This window comes from Telluria sp. LT2P34, assembly GCF_059685915.1.
Genome location: NZ_JCASIN010000002.1, coordinates 671,804 through 693,136 on the forward strand (window position 1 = coordinate 671,804; position 21,333 = coordinate 693,136).

The 21,333-nt window shown below is 63.0% G+C and carries 19 protein-coding genes and 1 tRNA gene; 10 read left to right on the forward strand and 10 right to left on the reverse strand.

Translation table 11 applies throughout. The features are described from left to right. Nucleotides 1–20: 20 nt before the first annotated feature. On the reverse strand, nt 21–665 hold the full coding sequence (locus AC56KZ_RS08825) for a VTT domain-containing protein (RefSeq protein WP_497161777.1): 645 nt from the start codon (nt 663–665) through the stop codon (nt 21–23). A gap of 195 nt (nt 666–860) precedes the next feature. Here AC56KZ_RS08825 and AC56KZ_RS08830 point away from each other — a divergent pair, with 195 nt between their 5' ends. From AC56KZ_RS08830 to AC56KZ_RS08850, 5 genes are all read left to right on the forward strand, one after another. Next, the gene (locus AC56KZ_RS08830) at nt 861–1,754 is read left to right on the forward strand and encodes a peptidylprolyl isomerase (RefSeq protein WP_497161778.1); all 894 of its coding nucleotides are present in this window, start codon (nt 861–863) and stop codon (nt 1,752–1,754) included. A gap of 42 nt (nt 1,755–1,796) precedes the next feature. Next, nucleotides 1,797–3,704: a DNA mismatch repair endonuclease MutL gene (gene mutL / locus AC56KZ_RS08835; protein ID WP_497161779.1), complete on the forward strand. Its 1,908-nt coding sequence runs from the start codon at nt 1,797–1,799 to the stop codon at nt 3,702–3,704. Continuing rightward, nucleotides 3,705–4,667, forward strand: a complete 963-nt coding sequence (gene miaA, locus AC56KZ_RS08840; RefSeq protein WP_497161780.1) for a tRNA (adenosine(37)-N6)-dimethylallyltransferase MiaA — start codon at nt 3,705–3,707, stop codon at nt 4,665–4,667. Between the two features lie 79 nt (nt 4,668–4,746). Beyond that, a tRNA-Met gene (locus tag AC56KZ_RS08845) sits at nt 4,747–4,823 on the forward strand. Nucleotides 4,824–5,053: 230 nt separating this feature from the next. Beyond that, entirely contained in the window at nt 5,054–5,827 is a 774-nt protein-coding gene (locus tag AC56KZ_RS08850) for a PEP-CTERM sorting domain-containing protein (protein ID WP_497161781.1), read from the forward strand. A 50-nt stretch (nt 5,828–5,877) separates the two neighbouring features. Here the strand turns inward: AC56KZ_RS08850 and AC56KZ_RS08855 are convergent, their stop codons facing one another. From AC56KZ_RS08855 to AC56KZ_RS08875, 5 genes are all read right to left on the reverse strand, one after another. Further along, nucleotides 5,878–6,186 (reverse strand): putative signal transducing protein, encoded by a 309-nt coding sequence (locus AC56KZ_RS08855; RefSeq protein ID WP_497161782.1) that lies wholly within the window; start codon nt 6,184–6,186, stop codon nt 5,878–5,880. 21 nt (nt 6,187–6,207) lie between these two features. Next, nucleotides 6,208–7,473, reverse strand: a complete 1,266-nt coding sequence (locus tag AC56KZ_RS08860; RefSeq protein WP_497161783.1) for a DUF445 domain-containing protein — start codon at nt 7,471–7,473, stop codon at nt 6,208–6,210. 46 nt (nt 7,474–7,519) lie between these two features. Continuing rightward, complete coding sequence (locus AC56KZ_RS08865; protein WP_497161784.1) at nt 7,520–8,671, reverse strand: CaiB/BaiF CoA transferase family protein; 1,152 nt, start codon at nt 8,669–8,671, stop codon at nt 7,520–7,522. An 86-nt stretch (nt 8,672–8,757) separates the two neighbouring features. Continuing rightward, a complete protein-coding gene (locus tag AC56KZ_RS08870) occupies nt 8,758–9,900 on the reverse strand; it encodes an acyl-CoA dehydrogenase family protein (RefSeq protein WP_497162128.1) in 1,143 nt (380 codons plus the stop codon). Nucleotides 9,901–9,907: 7 nt separating this feature from the next. After that, a complete protein-coding gene (locus AC56KZ_RS08875) occupies nt 9,908–11,089 on the reverse strand; it encodes a lipid-transfer protein (protein ID WP_497161785.1) in 1,182 nt (393 codons plus the stop codon). A gap of 166 nt (nt 11,090–11,255) precedes the next feature. Between AC56KZ_RS08875 and AC56KZ_RS08880 the strand changes: the two genes are divergently transcribed. Further along, nucleotides 11,256–12,956, forward strand: coding sequence for a cation:proton antiporter domain-containing protein (locus AC56KZ_RS08880; RefSeq protein ID WP_497161786.1), 1,701 nt, complete (start codon nt 11,256–11,258; stop codon nt 12,954–12,956). A 74-nt stretch (nt 12,957–13,030) separates the two neighbouring features. Here the strand turns inward: AC56KZ_RS08880 and AC56KZ_RS08885 are convergent, their stop codons facing one another. Continuing rightward, nucleotides 13,031–14,989 (reverse strand): AAA family ATPase, encoded by a 1,959-nt coding sequence (locus AC56KZ_RS08885; protein ID WP_497161787.1) that lies wholly within the window; start codon nt 14,987–14,989, stop codon nt 13,031–13,033. Between the two features lie 512 nt (nt 14,990–15,501). On the opposite strand from AC56KZ_RS08885, the gene AC56KZ_RS08890 reads away from it, so the two are divergent. Next, nucleotides 15,502–15,759, forward strand: coding sequence for a hypothetical protein (locus AC56KZ_RS08890; protein WP_497161788.1), 258 nt, complete (start codon nt 15,502–15,504; stop codon nt 15,757–15,759). A gap of 5 nt (nt 15,760–15,764) precedes the next feature. Here the strand turns inward: AC56KZ_RS08890 and AC56KZ_RS08895 are convergent, their stop codons facing one another. The 3 genes from AC56KZ_RS08895 to AC56KZ_RS08905 all read right to left on the reverse strand — a co-directional run bounded on the left by AC56KZ_RS08895 (nt 15,765) and on the right by AC56KZ_RS08905 (nt 17,729). Next, on the reverse strand, nt 15,765–16,331 hold the full coding sequence (locus tag AC56KZ_RS08895) for a DUF1697 domain-containing protein (RefSeq protein ID WP_497161789.1): 567 nt from the start codon (nt 16,329–16,331) through the stop codon (nt 15,765–15,767). A gap of 36 nt (nt 16,332–16,367) precedes the next feature. After that, complete coding sequence (gene gstA, locus AC56KZ_RS08900; protein WP_497161790.1) at nt 16,368–16,973, reverse strand: glutathione transferase GstA; 606 nt, start codon at nt 16,971–16,973, stop codon at nt 16,368–16,370. A 369-nt stretch (nt 16,974–17,342) separates the two neighbouring features. Beyond that, entirely contained in the window at nt 17,343–17,729 is a 387-nt protein-coding gene (locus tag AC56KZ_RS08905; protein WP_497161791.1) for a hypothetical protein, read from the reverse strand. Nucleotides 17,730–18,364: 635 nt separating this feature from the next. Between AC56KZ_RS08905 and miaB the strand changes: the two genes are divergently transcribed. Genes miaB through ybeY form a run of 3 tightly spaced genes read left to right on the forward strand, consistent with a single transcriptional unit; the run spans nt 18,365 to nt 21,259 of the window. Next, complete coding sequence (gene miaB / locus AC56KZ_RS08910; protein ID WP_497161792.1) at nt 18,365–19,726, forward strand: tRNA (N6-isopentenyl adenosine(37)-C2)-methylthiotransferase MiaB; 1,362 nt, start codon at nt 18,365–18,367, stop codon at nt 19,724–19,726. Beyond that, nucleotides 19,723–20,808, forward strand: coding sequence for a PhoH family protein (locus tag AC56KZ_RS08915; RefSeq protein WP_497161793.1), 1,086 nt, complete (start codon nt 19,723–19,725; stop codon nt 20,806–20,808). Before miaB ends, AC56KZ_RS08915 begins: the two co-directional genes overlap by 4 nt. Beyond that, nucleotides 20,789–21,259: an rRNA maturation RNase YbeY gene (gene ybeY / locus AC56KZ_RS08920; RefSeq protein ID WP_497161794.1), complete on the forward strand. Its 471-nt coding sequence runs from the start codon at nt 20,789–20,791 to the stop codon at nt 21,257–21,259. The genes AC56KZ_RS08915 and ybeY overlap by 20 nt, the downstream gene beginning before the upstream one ends. The last annotated feature ends 74 nt before the right edge of the window (nt 21,260–21,333 follow it).

A 21,333-nucleotide genomic window follows, 5' to 3' on the forward strand; every position in this document is an offset into this window, starting at 1 on the left:
AATCTGTTCCGGCTGCCGAATCAGCGGCTGAGCATGCGGCGCCCGGCCTTGTACAGGGCGCCGATCGCCAGCGGCCCGAGCGCCAGCGATACCCCGACCAGCACGATCTCGCTGAGGTGATCGCGCACGACCGGGATATTGCCGAAGAAATAGCCGGCGGTGACCAGGCTGGCCACCCAGGCCACGGCGCCGGTCACGTTGTAGAGCTGGAAGCGCCAGTGGGTCATGTCCGACACGCCCGCGACAAAGGGCGCGAAGCTGCGCACCACCGGCACGAAACGCGCCAGGATGATGGTCTTGCCGCCATGCTTTTCAAAGAAATTGTGGGTGCGGTGCAGCGCGTCCTTGTTGATCCACCGGTAATTCTGGGTAAACATGCGCTGGCCGACCGCCTCGCCGATATGGTAATTCACGGTGTTTCCCGCAATGGCGGCGGCGATCAGCAGCGCCATCAGCAGCGGATAGCTCATCTGGCCAGTGGCGCAGAAGGCGCCGGCGATGAACAGGAGGGTGTCGCCCGGGAGGATGAAAAAGACCACCAGGCCGGTTTCACAGAACACAATGGCGAACAGGACAATGTAGACGTAAATGCCGTATTGGGCGAGCAACATGCCCAAGGTCTTATCGACATGAAGAATCATGTCGAAAAATTGCATTAAATCCATATGTGCCCTAAGCGGTAAGGCCGCATGATACCACCTGTCCCCGCCCCTCTTCCCTGCCGGGGACAAGCCCCGGCCCGATCTTTGCTCCTGTGCCAAGTTTTCAAGATTCGGGGGCTTTTCAAGATTACAATTACCCCACACTAACAATTATCTGGAGCGGAGATGAAGGCAGCAAGGATGGCAGTTGGACTGGGGATGGCTTCCATAGCCTTGAGCGTGGCGGCGATTGGCGTGCAGGCGGCGGAACCGAAACCGCTGGCGCCGAAACCGAGCGTGGCCGATGTCGTCAAGGAAGCGAAAGCGGCGGACTGGCGCGCGCTCGACCTGGACAACACCCTGTACATGGACCTCCCCGGCGGACGCGTCGTCATCGAAATGGCGCCGACCTTCGCGCCGAACCACGCCCGCAACATCAAGGCGCTGGCGCGCGAAGGCTATTTCGACGGCCTCGCCATCATCCGCTCGCAGGACAATTTCGTGGTGCAGTGGGGCGACCCGGACGAAAAGAATGCGAAGCCGGTCAAGAACGCGAAAGCCAAGCTGCCGGCCGAGTTCACGGTGCCGATGAAGAACGACACATCCTTCACGCGCCTGAAGGACGTGGACGGCTACGCGCCGCAGGTGGGCCATTCGAACGGCTTCCCGGTCGGGCGCGATCCGAAAAAGGGCGAAACCTGGCTTGCGCACTGTTACGGCATGGTCGGCGTCGGCCGCGATGCCGAGTCCGACAGCGGCGGCGGCACCGCGCTGTATGTCGTTACCGGCCAGTCGCCGCGCCACCTCGACCGCAACATCACCGTGGTCGGCCGCGTCGTCTCGGGCATGCCGCTGTTGTCGACCGTGCCGCGCGGCCCGGCGCCGATGGGCTTTTTCGACAAGCCGGAAATGCGCATTCCGATCAAGGCCTTCCGCGTGGCCGCCGACCTGCCCGAGTCTGAACGCAGCAAGTTCGAGATCATGCGCACCGACAGCCCGATTTACCAGAAAGTGGTGGATGCCCAGCGCAACCGCGGCGGTCCGTGGACCAAGGTCGCGGCCGGCCATATCGACCTGTGCCATGCGCCGATTCCGGTGCGCGAAGCAAAATAAGTCTGACGGCGGGGGGTATTCGCCACGCGTATAATTATCGGCATGAACGCGCCCCTGCCCCAGTTCCGCCCCATCGTCCAGCTCAACGACCAGCTCATCTCGCAGATCGCCGCGGGCGAGGTGGTCGAGCGGCCCTCGGCCGTCGTCAAGGAATTGCTGGAGAACGCGCTCGACGCGGGCGCCACCCAGATCACGGTGCGCCTCGAGGAAGGCGGCGTCAAGCGCATCGCGATCACCGACAACGGCCGCGGCATCGCGCCCGAGCAGATGCCGCTGGCCCTGGCGCGCCACGCGACCTCGAAAATCGCGTCGCTGACCGACCTCGAAAACGTGGCCACCCTCGGTTTTCGCGGCGAAGCGCTGGCCTCGATCGCGTCGGTGGCGGCGGTGTCGATCACCTCGCGCACGATTGACGCGCCGCATGCCTGGGAAATCGTCGGTTCGCACCTGGGGACCGTAGCGCCCTCGTCCGGCCCCTGCGGCACCACGATCGATGTCCAGGACCTGTATTTCAACACCCCGGCGCGCCGCAAATTCCTGAAAAGCGAGCAGACCGAATACGGCCACTGCGCCGAAGTCGTGCGCCGCATCGCGCTGTCGCGCCCGGACGTGGCCTTCAGCCTGAGCCACAACGGCCGCACCATCGACCACTGGAACGTGTGCGAGATGGCGCGCCGCAGCAGCCAGATCCTGGGGTCCGATTTTGCGGAGGCGCGGCTCGCCATCGACGAAGCGGCCGGTCCCTTGCGCCTGCACGGCTTTGCCGGCTTGCCGACGGCCTCGAAAGCGCGTGCCGACGGCCAGTTCTTTTACGTGAACGGGCGCTACGTGCGCGACAAGCTGCTGGTGCACGCGGTGCGCGCGGCCTACCAGGACGTGCTGCATGGCGACCGCTTCCCCTCCTACGTGCTGGCGCTCGATCTCGATCCGGCGCTGGTCGACGTCAACGTGCATCCGTCGAAGATCGAAGTGCGCTTCCGCGACAGCCGCGCGGTGCACCAGTTCGTGTTCCACGCGGTGCAGCGCAGCCTGGCGCAGACTTCGGCCACGGCCCACGGCAGCGTACCGGCGCCGCTGACGGCGGGCGCTATCGCATCGTCCTCGTCTTCCGCCGACTGGCGCCGGCCGCACGAGCAGACCGGCTTCGGGACGCAGCTGAGCCAGACTTTTTCGCCTTCCCCCTTCGCGGCCGGCAGCCGCTGGGACGCGCCCGAGCAACAGGGTGTCGCCCAGAGCACCGCCAACTACGGCGCCTTGTTCGCCGGCGCCGGCGCCGGCGAGCGGCCGGCGCAGTCGGCGCAGTCGGGTTCAGCCATGCCGATGCCCGTCATGTCGAGTGCACCGAACAACGACGACTTCCCGCTCGGCTTCGCACTGGCCCAGCTGCACGGCATCTACATCCTGGCGCAGAACACGAAGGGGCTGGTGCTGGTCGACATGCACGCGGCGCATGAGCGCATCCTGTACGAGCAGCTCAAGAATGCGCTCGACGCCCAAGTCGAGGGCCAGGACATGCAGGTGCAGGCGATGCTGATCCCGGTCACCTTCTTCGCCGACGCGATCGAGGTCGCCACCGCCACCGACCACCATGACACCTTGAAGGCGCTCGGCTTCGACATCGCCGCGCTGTCGCCGACCACCCTCGCCGTGCGTGCGGTGCCGATACTGCTGCGCAATGCCGACGCCCAGACGCTGGCGCGCGACGTGCTGCGCGACGTGCGCGAATACGGCGGCTCGCGCGTGCTGATCGAGCGCAGGAACGAATTGCTCGGCACCCTCGCCTGCCACACGGCGGTGCGCGCCAACCGCATCCTCAGCATCCCGGAGATGAACGCGCTGCTGCGCCAGATGGAAGGCACCGAGCGCGCCGACCAGTGCAACCACGGCCGCCCGACCTGGGTCCAGCTCGAGATCTCCGCGCTCGACAAACTGTTCCTGCGCGGTCAGTAGATGGCGCTCGACACTAGGGGCGCCAAGCCGCTGGCGGTGGCGATCATGGGCCCGACCGCCTCGGGCAAGACGGCGGCGGCACTGCGCATCGCGCGCGAGCGCCCGGTCGAGATCATCTCGGTCGACTCGGCCCTGGTGTACCGCGAGATGGACATCGGCACCGCCAAGCCGACGGTTGAAGAACTGGCCAGCGTGCCGCACCACCTGATCGACATCATCGACCCGCTCGATGCCTATTCGGTGATGCAGTTCCGCACCGACACCCTGCGCTTGGTGGCCGAGATCGTGGCGCGCGGCAGCCTGCCGCTGCTGGTCGGCGGCACGATGATGTATTTCAAGGGGCTGGTGGAGGGCTTGGACGACCTGCCGACCGCCGACACCGCCGTGCGCGCCGCCCTCGACGCCGAAGCCGCGCGCATCGGCTGGCCCGGCATGCACGCCAGGCTGCGCACGCTCGACCCGGTCACCGCCGAGCGGCTGGCGCCGAACGACGCCCAGCGCATCAACCGCGCGCTGGAGATCATCGAACTCACCGGCAAGCCGATGTCGGCCCTGCTCGCCCTGCGCGCGAAACCCGAACTGCCCTTCGCCCTGGTCTCGTTCGCGCTCGAGACGCCGGATCGCAGCGTGCTCCATCGACGCATCGCGCTGCGCTTCGAGCAGATGCTGGGGGACTCGGACGAGGGCGGACTGGTGGCGGAAGTGGCGCGCCTGCGTGCCCGGGGCGACCTGAGCCCGAATTTGCCGTCGATGCGCTGCGTCGGCTACCGCCAGGCCTGGGATTACCTGGACGGCAAGATCGACCGCGCGGCGCTGATTGACACCGGCATCATCGCCACGCGCCAGCTCGCCAAGCGCCAGCTGACCTGGCTGCGCGCGATGCCGGACCGGATCGTCATCGACTTCCTCGGGCGCGATCCGGCGGGCGCGATGTTGACGCACTTGCAGGGCTTGCCGCGCTAGAGTGTCGGCAAAAACTGTGCTTGCTCCGTGCACACAGCCTTGACACAACGTGCGGCGCCTTGGATAATAGCGTTCTCTTGGTGATATAGCTCAGTTGGTTAGAGCACAGCACTCATAATGCTGGGGTCGGTGGTTCAAGTCCACCTATCACCACCACAGGATTTCCAGATGAGCCCCTGAGCTGACAACAGCTTCGGGGCTTTTTTGCGTCCTCCTGCGCAATCGCCCGCGACAACATTCTTGTCGAAAATCTTTACACCCTCTCATTGCTGGCAATAGAGCAATAATTATTTCCTAATTGAATCAAATACTTGCCGTGCTGGCACAGTCCTTGCATTACGGACATTGTTCTTTATTAAAACAAACTCCATAACGAGGAAATCCTGATGAAATCGATTCAAGTCTTACTGGCGGCACTGTGCGCATCCGCTTCTTTCGCCCAGGCTGGCGAGATCATGCTGGACCTGGCCCCGGTCTACAACATCGACGGCGTCGCCAATGTCGGTGACAACACCCAGACCTCGCTCGACGTGAATAACGCCGGCGGCAATTTCGTGTTCATGACGCAATCGCGGGCGACCGCCGTCGCAGGCGCTGGCGGTAATGGCCTGGTCGACTCCGGCTTCTTCGAGGGCGACAAATCCCGTCCAGCGATGCAGCTTGGCTATGGCCTGAACCCTAACGGAAATAACGTGCTGCAGTTCGCCGGCAACGGGCCGGTCAACTTCACGCTGGCCGGCTTTTACAAGGAAATCCATGTCGCGGCAATGAGCGGCGGCGGCAGTGCGACCATGAATCTGATGCTGAATTATGCGGATGGCAGCGTGCTGTCGCGCCTGGTTACGGTCAATGACTGGTACAACGATTTCAACGCGAACGCGAATACGTATTACCTCGCCGACTCGCTCGACCGCCTTACCGCCGATGGCTCGACCTACGAAAATGCCAACGACCCGGCACTGTTCGGCCACCGTTTCGTGGTCGATGGAACGCGCCAGCTGAAGAGCTTCGACTTCATCGCCAATGGTACCTCGCCCTCCGGCATCCACCTGAACATCTTCGGCGCCACCGCCGTTTCGGAAGTGCCTGAGCCGGGTTCAATCGCGCTGCTGCTGATCGGCGCTCTCGGCATGGCCGGCTACAAGCGCAAGAAGGCCTGACATCCCGCTAGCTGGTCGAACTGCCCCTGTGCCTTGCGCGGGGGCTTTTTTTATACCGCCGCATCTTCATCGAGCTCGAATTCCCCGCGCCCGAATGCCTCGATCACGGCCTGCGCCTGCTGCACATACGAGGCCGGCACCAGCACGCGCACGCCGCCCAGCGCGGGCGCCAGCAATAAATCCGTTTGCATCAGGTGGGCGTCGGCCAGGACCGCCGGGATGCCCGAGGCTTCCAGGCAGCCCTGCATCAGTGTCGCCTCCATCGGAACCAGGTAACGCGCGACGATGAACAGGTCGCGTCCCGGCAGCGCTTCGATTTCCGGGTGCGCGGCCAGCCAAGCATTCAGTGCCTGTTCCATGAATTCTCCTGTGAAGGTTTACTACAGCAGGGCCGGCAGCGACGACAGCAGGTACAACACCACCCCGATCAAGCCGCCGACAATCGTTCCATTGATGCGAATGAATTGTAGATCCTTGCCGATATTGAGTTCAATTTGTTCCGACATTTCCGCGCTGTCCCAGTTTTTCACCGTATCGGCGATGTGCCGGGTGAGATAGACCGCGAATTCCGGTGCGGCCGCGCGTGCGGCCAACTCCAGGTTATCGTTGAGCGACTGGCGCAGTTGCGGGTCCTCGGCCAGGGTCTTGCCGAGCCAGGCGCCGGTGGCCTGCATGCGTGCGCGCAGCGTCGATTCGGGGCTGTCGAGGTCGCGCTTGAGCCAGGCCTTCAAATCGCCCCACAGGGATTTCAGGTAATTGTTGAGGGTGTCGTCGTTCAGCAGGTAATGCTTGATCTCTTCGCTTTTACTTGAAAAGGCCGGATCGGCTTTCAGGCGCTCGATAAATTCTTTGGTAAACGTATCGAAGCGCGCACGCAACGGGTGATCGGGGTCGGCGGCGACCTTGCTCAGGATGCCCGATGCCAGGCGCACCGCGATATCGGCGCCCTTGCGCCCGATCAGTTCGGACGGCAGGATCTTTTCAATGAAGGCATATTCTTCGCGCAGCCAGTCGACGATGCCTTGCGAGATGAACGATTGCGTGTCGCCGTTATCGAGCAATTGCGCCAGCTGGTGAATCCCTTCATTCAGCAATTCCTGGTGGCGCCCGCCTTTCGTCAGGCTCTCCAGGATGGTGCCGGCCGACTTCGATAAATCGACGCTGCCCACCATCGTGTGCACCGCGCGGCGCATGAAATTCTGGATGGCCGTGTCTTCGGTGAAGTCGAGCATCCAGCCCGCCACTTTGACGAGGTAGCCGCCCAGGTGATCCGTATTGGCCGGCTTGACCAGCCAGTCGGCCACCTTCTGCGCCGGATCGTGTTTCTGGATCAGGCGCACGATCGAATCGGTATCGAGGAATTTCTCGCGCACGAACAAGGCCAGGTTATCGGCGATCTTGACCTTGTTGTTCGGGATGATATTCGTGTGGCGCGACACGATCGGAATCGGCACGCGCTTGAACAGCGCGACGACGGCAAACCAGTCGGCCAGGGCGCCGACCATTGCCGCTTCCGAAAACGCTTTTAACAAGCCCGTCCACCAGGTCTGAGGCAGGAACAGGCTCAGGACGAACAGCAAGGCGGCGCCGATGAAGAAAGCCAGCGCCAGCCGTTTCGATTTATCCAGTTCCAGTGCTTTTGTCATTGATCGCAGCGCGCATGTAAGAGCTCTCGGCTCATCCTTGCCAATCCTATATGACGCCGGCCTTTTCCAGCGTTTCGATTGCCTCGCTGCTCCAGCCCCAGTCCGCCAGAATGTCCGCGCTGTGCTGGCCGGGCGCGGCGGCGGCCTGCCCCGCTTCGGGATGGGAGCGGGAAAAGCGCGGGGCCGGCGCCGGCTGCACCACGCCGTCGATGTCGACGAAGGTGTCGCGCGCGCGGTTGTGCGGGTGCAGGGGCGCCTCCGCCATGTCGAGCACCGGAGCGACGCAGGCGTCGGTCCCTTCCAGCAGCGCGCACCAGTCGTCGCGCGTGCGGGTGGCGAACAGTGCGGCGAAGCTGGCTTTCTGGTCAAGCCAGCGCTCCTGGTTCCACTGCTGTTGCAGCGCGGGGTCGCTTGCGCCGCTCAGCGCCAGCAATTGAGCGTAAAACTGCGGTTCGATGGCGCCGACCGAAAGGAATTTGCCATCGAGGCAGGCATAGGTGTCGTAGAAGGGCGCGCCGCCATCGAGCATGTTGGCGCCGCGCGCGTCGCTCCAGGAGCCATGGGCGCGCAGGCCGTACATCATGGCGCCGAGCAGGGCCGCGCCGTCGGTCATGGCGGCGTCGACCACCTGCCCTTTGCCCGAACGCTTCGCTTCCAGCGCGGCGCAGACGACGCCGAAGGCGAGCATCATGGCGCCGCCGCCGAAGTCGCCCACCAGGTTCAGGGGCGGCGCCGGCGGCCCATCCGCGCGGCCCATGGCGTGCAGCATGCCGGACAGGGCGACGTAATTCAAATCGTGGCCGGCGGCCTGCGCCAGCGGCCCGGCCTGGCCCCAGCCGGTGATGCGGCCGAAGACCAGCTTCGGGTTATGCGCCATGCATGCATCCGGCCCCAGGCCGAGGCGCTCCATGACGCCGGGGCGAAAGCCTTCGATCAGGATGTCGGCCTGTGCCGCCAGTTGCAGCACCATCTCGCGCGCCGCGGGCTGCTTGAGGTCGAGCGCGAGCGAACGGCGGCCGCGCGCCATGACGTCGAATTTCGTGCCGAGCATGGGGAAGGGATTGGGAACGCCGGGTTGCGGCTTGCGGTCGATGCGGATGACTTCGGCGCCCATGTCGGCCAACATCATGGCGGCGAAGGGGCAAGGGCCGATGCCGACCATTTCGATGATTTTGATGCCTTCTAATGGGCCCGGCATTGAATTTTCCTTGGCTCGTGATGCGTTGTACCGCGTGGGGTAATTGAAGCCAGTGGCTTCAATTACGAGCCCACCCTACGAAAGCGTCACAACGAGCGGGCGATGATCTCTTTCATGATCTCGTTGGCGCCGCCGTAGATGCGCTGGACGCGGGCGTCGACGTACATCTGGGCGATCGGGTATTCGAGCATGTAGCCGTAGCCCCCGAAAAGCTGCACGCACTGGTCGACGACCTTGCACTGCAGGTCCGAGATCCAGTACTTCGCCATCGAGGCGCGCACCGTGTCCATGCGCCCGGCCAGCATGTCTTCCACGCAGCGGTCGATGAAGATGCGCGCGATCGTCGCCTCGGTCTTGATCTCGGCCAGCACGAAGCGCGTGTTCTGCATCTCGATCAGGGCCTGGCCGAAGGCGCGGCGCTCCTTGGTGTGCTCGACCGTCAGGCGCAGCGCGCGCTCGATGGCGGCGACGCCGGCAACGCCGAGGATCGTGCGTTCATACGGCAGTTCGGTCATCAGCTGGGCAAAGCCCCTGCCCTCGTCACCGCCAAGCACGTTCTGGAGCGGCACGTGCGCGTCGTCGAAAAACAGCTCGCAGGTGTCCTGGCCCTTCTGCCCGACTTTTTCCAGGATGCGCCCGACGCGAAAACCGGGGTTGTTCCGGGTTTCCAGCAGCATCAGCGAGATGCCCTTCGAACCCGCGCCCGGGTCGGTCTTGGCCACCACCAGGATCAGGTCGGCCAGGTAGCCGTTCGAAATGAAGGTCTTGGAACCGTGCAGACGGTAGCCGTCCTCCCCCTTTACGGCAACCGTGCGGATGCCTTTCAGGTCGGAGCCGGCGCCCGGTTCGGACATGGCGATGGCCGCGATCATCTCGCCGCTGGCCAGCTTCGGCAGGTAGTGGTGCTTCTGCTCTTCCGTGCCCTGGTTCAGCAGGTAGTGCGCGACGATGGCGTGCACGTGCAGGCCGAAGGCCATGTCGCCGGCATAGCCGAGTTCCTCGAAGACCACCGTCATGTGGGCGAAATTGCCGCCCGAGCCGCCGTATTCTTCGGGGATGTCGGCGGCCAGCAGGCCCATCTCGCCGGCTTTGGTCCAGAGTTCGCGGTCGACGTGCTGCTGCTGGCGCCAGCGCTCGCCGTGCGGCGCGACTTCGGTCGCGACGAAACGGCGCACGGCGTCGCGGAAGGATTCCAGTTCCGGGTTCATCCAGGAAGGGCTGATGTCCATCATGGCCTCAAGCTCCCTGATACAGGGTCACGACGCAGGCGCCGCCCAAGCCCAGGTTGTGCTGCAGTGCCGTGCGTGCCCCTTCTACCTGGCGCGCGCCGGCGCTGCCGCGCAGCTGGTGGGTCAATTCAAAACATTGCGCAAGGCCGGTGGCGCCCAGCGGGTGCCCTTTCGAGAGCAGTCCGCCGGAAGGATTCGTGACGACCTTGCCGCCATAGGTATTGTCGCCGTCGCGGATGAATTTGTCGGCGCCGCCTTCCGGGCACAGGCCCAGGGCTTCGTAGGTAATGAGTTCGTTGTGGGCGAAGCAGTCATGCAGTTCGACGACGTCGAGGTCTTCCGGGCCGATGCCGGCCTGCTGGTAGACCTTGTCGGCGGCCTCGCGGCTCATCTCGTAGCCGACCAGGCGCATCATGTCGTTGGCCTCGAAGGTGCTCGGGCGGTCGGTGGTCATGGCCTGGGCGGCGATGAAGACGTCGGCACGCAGGCCGTGCTTCCTGGCGAAGCTTTCCGACACCAGCACGGCGGCGGCAGCGCCGCAGGTTGGCGGGCAGGCCATCAGGCGCGTCATCACGCCGGGCCAGATCATCGGCGCGTCCAGCACGTCCTGGGCCGTGACTTCCTTCCGGAACAGCGCCAGCGGATTGTTCACGGCGTGGCGGCTGGCCTTGGCGCGGATCTGGGCAAAGGCCTCGAAGGGCGTACCGTATTTTTCCATGTGCGCCAGTCCCGCGCCGCCGAAGTAGCGCAGCGCCAGCGGGATTTCGGGCTTGCCGACCAGGCGGTCGGTGACGGCGTCGAAATCGTCAAAAGGTGCCGGGCGGTCGTTGAAGACGGAACCGAGTGCGCCAGGACTCATCTGCTCGAAGCCCAGCACCAGTACGCACTCCAGCGCGCCGCTGGCGACAGCCTGGCGCGCCAGGAACAGCGCGGTGGAACCGGTCGAGCAGTTGTTGTTGACGTTGACGATCGGGATGCCGGTCATGCCGACGCCGTACAGGGCTTTCTGGCCGCAGGTGGAGTCGCCATAGACATAGCCGGCATAGGCCTGCTCGACCTGCTGGTAATCGATGCCGGCGTCCTGCAGGGCGGCGCGGACGGCATCGGCGGCCATCTCGTGGTACGGGGCGCTGGCGCCCGGCTTGGCGAACGGGATCATCCCGACGCCGGTCACGAATACCTTGTTCATGCTGTCTCCTGGTGTGCGTTGGTGGCCTGGGCCTTGTGCGAACGATTATAGCCAGCAACGTGAGCGCCGGATGGCCGAACCACTGGAAGCAGTCCTCTATTTTCGGGATCACGCGGCTACGTCGCTTATACTGTAATGATTCCACCTTGATAAGGAGCTGTCCTGCATGCACCATGAACTCAGCCTGATCACCACCATCGCCGCCGCGCTCGGCGCCGGACTCATCTTCGGCATGCTCGCCGTGCGCCTGAAATTGCCGGCCCTGGTCGGCTACCTCGCCGCCGGCGTGGTCATCGGACCGGCTACGCCCGGTTTCGTGGCGGACATATCGCTGGCCTCGCAACTGGCCGAGATTGGTGTGATGCTGCTGATGTTCGGGGTGGGACTGCATTTTTCGCTGCGCGACCTGCTCGATGTACGCAAGATCGCCCTGCCCGGCGCGATCCTGCAAATTTCCGTTGCCACCGCGATGGGTATCGGCATGGCCCACCTGTGGGGCTGGAGCCTGGGCGCCGGACTGGTGTTCGGCCTGGCGCTGTCGGTGGCCAGCACCGTGGTGCTGCTGCGCGCATTGGAAGGCCTCGGCATCCTCGACTCGATGAACGGACGCATCGCGGTCGGCTGGCTGGTGGTGGAAGACCTGGTGATGGTACTGGTGCTGGTGCTGCTGCCGGCGCTTTCCGGCCCGCTGGGCGGCAAGAGCCTGGGCGGCGACACCTCGCTCTGGACCGCCCTCGGCATGACACTGCTGCAGGTGGGCGGCTTCATCGCCTTCATGCTCATTGTCGGGCGCAAGCTCTTCCCCTGGTTCCTGTGGAAAGTGGCGAAGACGAATTCGCGCGAATTGTTCACGCTGGCCGTGATCGCGGCTGCTGTCGGCATCGCCTACGGCTCCTCGGAACTGTTCGGGGTCTCCTTTGCGCTGGGCGCCTTCTTTGCCGGCATGGTGCTGCGCGAATCGGACCTGTCGCACCGCGCCGCCGAAGAATCGCTGCCGCTGCGCGACGCCTTCTCGGTGCTGTTCTTCGTCTCGGTCGGCATGCTGTTCGACCCGATGGTGCTGATCGAGAGCCCGCTGAAGGTGCTGGCGGTGGTGCTGGTGATCGTCTTCGGCAAATCGCTCGCGGCGATGGCCCTGGTGCTGGCCCTGCGCTACCCGCTGAATACCGCGATCACCGTGTCCGCCAGCCTGGCGCAGATCGGCGAATTCTCCTTCATCCTCGCCGCGCTCGGTATCTCGCTGGGACTGATGCCGCAGGAAGGCCAGAGCCTGATCCTGGCCGGGGCGATCATCTCGATCGCGGTCAATCCGCTGCTGTTCAAGGCGATCGAGCCGCTGCAGCGCTGGCTGCGCGCCAACTCCGAGGCCGTGCGCAAGCTCGAAGCCAATCCCGATCCGCTGGCCGAACTGCCGATGACGGTCCCGCAGGAGCGCCTCACCGGGCAGGTGGTGCTGGTCGGCTACGGCCGCGTGGGACGGATGATCGCCGCCGAGCTGACCGCGCAGGGGGTGCATTATGTGGTGGCGGAGCAGAACCGCGAACTGGTCGAGATGCTGCGCAGCGAAGACCAGCCGGCCGTGGTCGGCAATGCGGCCGAACCGTCGGTGCTGATCCAGGCCCATATCGCGCACGCGTCGGTGATGGTGATCGCCGTTCCCGACACCTTCCATGTGCGCTCGATGATCGAAACGGCGAAGATGCTCAATCCTTCGATTCGCTGCGTGGTGCGCACGCATAACGAGCAGGAAGCGGCGCTGCTGCGCCTCGACACGGGCGGCAAGGTGTTCCTGGGCGAGCAGGAACTGGCGACCAACATGACGCGCTATGTGCTCGAGACCCTGAAAGAGGCGCAGGCCGCGCACTGAGGGCGGCTGTGTGAATGAAAAATGCCCGCTGGCGTCCAACGCGCAGCGGGCATTTTGTCTTTTCGGCTTCGGCTTTACGCCGCGACCATTTGCCCGGTCTCGGTGCACAGCTTCAGACTCGCGTGTTTCGGGGCGAAATTGAGCAAGTCCTTGCGCTCTTCCAGCAGTGCGAAGACGGCGTCTTTTGAGAGCACGTATTGCTCGAGCAGCGTGTCTTTCAGCGACTCGATCAGGGCGCGGTAGTCGCGCATCGCGCCCAGCGTATAACTGTAGAGCTCATCGGCCTTGGCTTCCATCTGGCGCAGCGTGTGCTCGCCGCTGGCGTCGTTCTTCAGCTGGCTGTAGTCGATCTTCGAGCGCGAGTACATCGAGAGGCGGTTGACCATCAGGTTCAGCATCTTGGTCACTTTTTCGATGTCGTTCTGGGCGCCGACCGACACGCCCCTGGCGCCGTAGAACATCTCTTCGGCCGCCATGCCGCCGTACAGGCCGACCACGTCGTGCTCGAGTTCTTCGAGCGTGCGCAGCGACATGTCCTCGCCCGAGGACAGCACATAACCGAGCGCGCCGATCTTCGAGACCGCTTCGGTACTGATTTTCAGCAGGTGCGACTTTTCCTTCACTTCGGCCAGGGACAGGCCGGCGCGCAGGTGCGGGTCGATCTGCATGAAGAAGTGACCCAGTTCGTGCAGGGCGATGCGTTCGCGCTGCTTGTGCTTCTCGAGCGTGGTGGCGCGGTCGGTCAGGCCGATGGTGGCGCGCTCGTAGGCACGGAACAGCAGGTCGGTATTGATGACCACCTTTTCCTGGATCGAGAGCATCGAAGCGCGTTCGACCACGGTTTCCAGCAGCGCCGGGCTGAGGTTCTGGGTGATCTCGGCGACCTGGTCGAGGTCGAGGTCCTGGTAGTCGACCAGGCCTTCTTTTTTACGCGACAGGAAGCTCTTCAGCAGTTCGCGCCGCTCGTTCTTGTTCGGCAGGCGGAAGTTGATCTTGACCGAGAAGCGGCGCAGCATCGCTTCGTCCATGTCGGTCGTGGCGTCGTCAAAGTTCGAGGCGACGACCCAGATCACGCCCTGGCCCTTGTCGCTCTTGACGCCGTCGAGCAGGCCAAGCAGGGTGTTGGCGGTATCGTCTTCCCATTTCTTTTCGCTGCGGCCGCGCGGCATGAACAGGCTCTGCGCTTCATCGAGGAAGATGATGCACTTGCCCTTGGCGCAGGCCTTGCGATAGAGGGCGTTGAGCGCTTTCGAACCGCCGCCAACATAGCCCGATTCGAGCGCCGAACCCGAGGCTTGCAGCAGCGGCATGTCGAGGCGCTTGGCCAGGTAGCCGACCAGCTTGGTCTTGCCGGTGCCGGCAGGACCGGTCAGCATGACATTGAATGGCTTGTCGATGTTGTGCGAGTGGTATTCCTCGCGGTTGCGGATCATGTCTTCGAGGTGCAGCACTTCCTGCTTGATGTCTTCCATGCCGATCAGGTCGTCCATGCTGCCCTTGAGCTTGTCCGGCGTGATGATACTGGCGCCCGCGCCCATGCCGGGAATGCCGAACTTCAGGCAGTAGATGACCAGGCCGATCAGCAGGATCTCGAAGGCATGGCGCTTCAGGAAGCCGATGGTGGCCGAACCGACCGTGCCGCCTTCGTCGAGAACGGCCTTGTGCGAGGCCAGGTACTCGTCTTTTGCGATCGAATACGGAATGGCGTTCTTCAGCAGCACTTCGCGCTCGAGGGACAGATGCGAGGTGCTCGGCACCTTGACCACGTGCAGCTCGGGAGCGTTCTTGAACTTGAAGACATAGCGCGGCGACTCGGACAGCGGCAGGGCCACCATCAGGTAGTCGAGCTTGTCTTTCTGGGTGGCCAGGCGCGTGATCGCGGAAATGTCCTGCGAATGGACGACCGGGCTCGGGTCCTGCGGCGCGTCGGCCGTGTAGATCGCCACGCCCGTCGCGGCGCCCAGCAGCACGGCTGCGGCGATGCGTACATAGACGTTCTTGAAGGCGATCTGAAGTCGGGCAAAGTTGGGCATAGTTCGGTACGCTAGAAGTGATGAATACGCATTTGCGACAGTGCAAACTGCGTTTGCCATTTCCTTGAACTGCTTGCCGAAATGGCGGCGGCTCCTACAGGCCGCGGCTGGCCGAACATATGTGTTCGGCATCGTTTTGATGCCCTAAAGCAACAGGGATAGGCAGACTATACCCGGAAAAAAAACGCAGATGTATACGGGACGCTTAAATTTTCTTGATCCCTGTCATAGGTAGAAAAGGTGTCAACAGTATCCGTTGTAGGGCTGGCAAGAATGCTGACAAGATTCTGGGCGTTATGGCAACTGATTAGTAAAACAGCAAAGAAAAGCCCTGGAAAACGTGCCGAATTGATATTATCGATTTCACCAAGCTGTCGCATTTCTTTCACACGCGTTTTCGTCACGAATCGAACACCCTTCCCCGGCACCGTTTTGCTATGCTTGGCCAGGTGTCGCGCTGCGCCGACGCCATCGTTCCGTCATGCTGATCCTGCTGCAAGAAAGGAACCATCGTGAACAAACTCGCACTCGCCGTCGCGCTTGCCCTCACCATCGGCAGTGCCGCCCAGGCCAAGCTGATCGAACTGCTTCCGGAAACGGCTGGCGCCGCGCCACCGGCGCAGGCGCGCGTCGTCGCCCCAGGCCCGACGACGCTGCCGCCGGCCAGCATGTCCGAATTGCCGGAGCCGGAGGTGTTTGCAATGATGCTGGTGGGCCTGGTCCTGGTTGGCTACAAGGTGCGCCGGGATAGTAGCGAGAAGTTTGAATAGCCGGGCTAGGCGCCCGGCGGCGCCGCAGCAGCCGTGCTGCACTGGGCATACAGCTTGCACAGTGTGTTCCAGTTGCGCGAGGTAGTGTTGTCGCCCAACTGTTTTCCGAGCGCGCTTGCAGCTGCGCTGTCGAGCACCCCTTCCGGACACCACACATAGGCTGCGCGCTGGCCCACAGCCAGCGCTTCCTGTCCCCAATCGCGTTCGCACAGCGGGGCGACCGCCGCGCGCGCCGCAGCGTCGCACAGCAGGAACACCAGCAGGCGGGAATGGTCGGCGGCAAGCGGCAGCAAGGTGTTTTCGGCGAGCACGGTGGCGAGTTCGTCGCGGCTGAGCACCATGACACGCGCCACCACGCCAAGCTTGAGGACGAGTTGCTCCTCGATCGCCCTGGCCGCCAGCTGGGGTGTGATGCCGGCGGCGCTGAACACGAGATTGCCGCTATTGAGAACGCTTCGCACCTCGCGATAGCCCATCTCGCCGATCAGCTTGCGCAAATCGGCCATGGCAACGCGCTTGGCGCGGCCAACATTAATACCTCGCAAGAGGGCAATGTAGCAGTGGCTGGTCATCTGGCCATGGTAGCGCCCCTCGGGAGGCGCGTGCGCTTATTTGAGCAGGCCTTCTTCCCGCATTGCCTGCTGGACTGCCGGGCGGGCGGCGATGCGGCCGTGGTAAGCCTGCAGCCCTGGCCAGGCATCCAGGCTGAGCTTGACGAAACCGGCCCACCCAAGCACGGTGAACAGATAGGCATCGGCCACGCCGAAACCGCTGCCGAGAAATTCGCGTCCATCCAGATGCGCGGCAACATGCGCCAGGCGCAGCGTCAGCATCTTGCGCGCATGCGCGGTCATGTCTTCGCTGGCCGCCGGATTGAAGAGCGGGCTGAAGTTCTTGTGCAGCTCGGTCGCAATATAGTTCAGCCAGCCGATCGCCTCATACCGTTCGATATTGCCCACGGCCGGCAGCAGCCCGGCTGCCGGCGCCAGGTCGGCCAGGTACTGGACGATGGCCGGGCCTTCAGTGAGCACGGTGGCATCGTCGAGCTGCAGTGCCGGCACATAGCCCTTCGGGTTGATCGCACGGAAGTCGGCGCCACTGGCGGTGCGCTTCTCGCGCAGGTCGACGCGCTCGCTCGTGAAAGCCAGGCCCGCCTCGAGCAGGACGATATGGGGGGACAGCGAGCAGGCGCCGGGGCTGAAATAGAGTTTCATGGGAGTCCTTTTGTCTTTGAATTAGCAAGCCCGGCCGCAGGCAGGCGTTTGGCACGCAACACGTATGATTGTCATGACGGCGGGGCACGGCGAGAATACAATACTCGGCGCAGGTGTGCTCGGGGCGCCTTTAAAGGACTGCGAAAACTGCGAGGACTGCGGATGGGAACACGATGGCAGCGGACGCGCACAGCGCATGGCCGGCCGGGAGGCGGGAGAACGAAGTAAAAGAAGGAAAAACGATGACGTCCTGCGGGCATTCAGGCCGACGGGACGCGAAAAAAGGCAGCGTGCGCGACGTCCTAGGACGCCGGGCCGCTGCCAGGCTTGACCGAAGGCATGGCAGTGAAGGCTGCCACGCCATCGGTATTAGTGCGCATAGTTACCGGACGTCGAAGGCGAGGCGTCAGTCGTTTGCGTTTGTTGCTGCTGCTGTTGCTGGGCGGCTGCCGCGGCTGCTGCCTTTTCCTCTGGCTTTGGACGGCCCTGGGCATCGGACAGGCGATACTTGGTGCGGCGATCGCCCATGAGGTCGCGCAGGTCGCGGATGCTCATGCCGGTGACTTCGTGCATGCGGATCAACAGCGAAGCGCCAACCGGCAGACGGTGGTGACGGATTTTGCTGATGACGGGTGGGGCCACCTCGAGCATGCGCGAGAGCGCAGCATCGTTTTTCAGCTGCATTTTGCCAAGCAGAATGTCGAGCAGGTGGTTCGGGTTGTAGCTTTCCTGTGAAGACAAAGCATGATGTGCCATGATTTTTTACCTCGTGAGTGTGGTTAAAATAGTTCCGTTACGAACTTTGTTAATGACTACCTTCCGTCAAACTAAGTTCCCGGACAACGCTCCTGGACGATTAAACAGAACAAGTCTGAAGTTTCGCTTAAGAACATGCCGGAGCGCATGCGTCCTGCTTAACACTCCCTCGAACGCACTTGTCTTTCAAACAAATTATCAGACCCATACGGAAGCTGCACATCCGTCTTGAACACATGACTCATTGTTGGAAATCAAGCTATCGCGTGGAAAGCTTGTCACATCGTCATTTCAACACATGGGGATTATTTGTGGCGCACGCAAGAGATTTCTTTCGTTAATTTATGTAAAAGAATTTCGTCCGAAGGCATTGATTTACAACAGGAAATATATTGTGCAAACGCTGACTCTGCCTTGTCTTCAGCGATTTGCTTCTTTCTGGCAATTTAACAATCTGATTATCTTGATAACCGTTTCGGCAAGGGCAACGATTAATTCCAGCGGGCATTAACTTATGCCCTCCGCACGCGCTCCTCATACTGGTCCGCACGTGGTTTTGGCTGCGAATGGGGATTTACGTTAAACTGCCTTGGCGTCTTGTCAAAGCATCAGCACACATTTCAACAAAGCATTCCATGCAGAAAAAAGTATTTATTAAAACCTTCGGCTGCCAAATGAACGAGTACGACTCGGACAAGATGGCGGACGTGCTGGGTGCGTCCGATGGACTGGTTCGCACCGACAAGCCTGAAGACGCGGACGTTATCCTGCTCAATACCTGCTCCGTGCGCGAAAAAGCCCAGGAAAAAGTGTTTTCGGACTTGGGCCGACTGCGCGAACTGAAGCGCCAGCGCCCTGATCTCATCATTGGCGTGGGCGGCTGCGTGGCTTCCCAGGAAGGCGCGGCAATCGTCAAGCGTGCGCCGCACGTCGACATGGTGTTCGGTCCGCAGACCCTGCATCGCCTGCCGCAGATGATCCGCGCGCGCCGCAGCAGCGGCACGGCGCAAGTCGATATCAGCTTCCCGGAAATCGAAAAGTTCGACCACCTTCCCCCGGCCAAGGTCGAGGGCCCGGTCGCTTACGTCTCGATCATGGAAGGCTGCAGTAAATATTGCAGTTACTGCGTGGTGCCGTATACCCGTGGCGAGGAAGTGTCGCGCCGCTTCGAGGATGTGCTGACCGAAGTAGCCGGGCTGGCCGCCCAGGGCGTCAAGGAAATCATGCTGCTCGGCCAGAACGTGAATGCCTTCCGCGGCACCATGGAAAGCGGCGAAATAGCCGACTTCGCCCTGCTGCTCGAATACATCGCCGAGATTCCCGGCATCGAACGCCTGCGCTTCGTCACCAGCCATCCGAAGGAATTCACCCAGCGCCTGATCGACGCCTACGCGAAGATCCCGCAACTGGTGAATCACTTGTATTTGCCTGTGCAGCATGGCTCGGACCGCATCCTGGGCGCCATGAAGCGCGGCTATACCGGTATCGAATACAAGTCGATCATCCGCCGCATCCGCGCCGTGCGCCCGGATATCGCGATTTCGTCCGACTTCATCGTCGGCTTCCCCGGCGAGACCGATGCCGATTTCGAGGCCATGATGAAGCTGGTACAGGATGTCGGTTTCGACAACAGTTTCAGCTTCATCTTCAGCAAGCGCCCCGGCACTCCGGCTGCCAACCTGGACGACGACACCCCGCACGAGGTCAAGCTGGCGCGCCTGCAGCGCCTGCAAGCGCTGATCGACCTGAATACGCGCAAGTACAGCGCCGCCATGGTCGGCACGGTGCAGCGCCTCCTGGTCGAGGGGCCGTCCAAGAAAGATCCATCCGAACTGCAAGGCCGCACCGAGAACAACCGGGTGGTCATTTTCGCACCGGGCGCTTCCTGCAACGCGCTGATCGGCCAACTGGTCGATGTACGCGTCGTCGAGAGCCTGGATTATTCACTGCGCGGCGAACTCGTCGCCAATCTCGATACGATTGCCTTAGCCAGTTGAAAACACAGAACCCCTCCCAGCCGTCCTATTTCATTCCCGAGCCGATGGATAACACCCGGCTCGCCCACCTGTGCGGTCCGCTCGACGAAAACCTGCGCCAGATTTCCGCGGCGCTCGACGTGACCGTGTTCCGCCGTGGCGAAAAATTCATCGTCAGCGGCGTGAATGCCGACCGCGCGGTCGAGCTGCTCGAACGCTTTTACGCCGTTGCCAACAAGATCGTTCCGATCGAGGAAGTGCAACTGGCGCTGGTGGAGCAGCGCGCCGGCCTGAAGCCGACCATCGACGGCGTGCCCGTCGCCGGCGCAGATGTAAAAGCGCCGGCTGCCGTGGACGCCGAGGCGGGCGAGGACTCCGAACTGACCAGCCCGATGCTGAAAACGCGCCGCAGCGACCTGCGCGGCCGTACGCCGCACCAGATCCAGTACCTGCGCGCCGTCCTCGAGCACGACATCAGCTTCGGCATCGGCCCGGCCGGTACCGGCAAGACCTATCTCGCCGTGGCCTGCGCCGTCGACGCGCTCGAACGCGATGCCGTCAAGCGCATTATCCTGACGCGCCCGGCGGTGGAAGCCGGCGAGCGCCTCGGCTTCTTGCCGGGCGACATGAGCCAGAAGGTCGATCCCTACCTGCGCCCTTTATACGACGCGCTCTACGACCTGCTCGGCTTTGACCGCACGCAAAAGCTGTTCGAGAAGCAGGTCATCGAGATCGCCCCGCTGGCCTACATGCGCGGCCGCACGCTGAACCACGCTTTCGTCATCCTCGACGAGGCGCAGAACACGACGGTCGAACAGATGAAGATGTTCCTGACGCGGATCGGCTTCGGCAGCAAGGCCGTGGTCACCGGCGACGTTACCCAGGTCGACCTGCACAAGACCCAGCGCTCGGGCCTGGTCGACGCCATGCACGTGCTGAAAGACGTGCGCGGCATCGCCTTCACGCAATTCTCGAGCGCCGACGTGGTGCGCCACCCGCTGGTGGGCCGCATCGTCGATGCCTATGAGACAGCCAACGCGGTCCAGGAAATGGGCGCATTGACGAAACCTGCGACGACCCGAAATGTCCGTAAAAAACCATGAGCTTGACCTGGACGTCCAGTACCCGGACGCCCGCCTTGAATCCATGCTGCCCCCCGAGCTGGTGGAGCGCTGGGTGCGCGCCACCCTGCTCGGACCGGCCGAGCTGACGGTCCGCTTTGTCGACAGCGCGGAGGGGCAGACGCTCAACCGCGACTACCGCGGCAAAGATTACGCGACCAACGTGCTGACCTTTGCCTATAACGAAGGCGAGGAACTGGGCGAGGACGAACCGACCCAGGCCGACATCATCCTGTGCACCGACGTGCTGCAGCGCGAAGCCGATGAACAGAAGAAGACGGTCGAGGAACACGCGGCGCACCTGATCGTGCATGGCGTGCTGCACGCCCAGGGCTACGACCACGAGCACGACGAGGAAGCCGAGGAAATGGAACAGTTCGAGCGCGACATCATGGAAGTGCTCGGCTATCCGGATCCCTACGCGGACGAGTAAGCCCTCCCCTGCGCACGCCCCGGAGGGCATCGCCCCGGGCTTTTCGTGTATCCTATGCCTATCGTAACAACGGC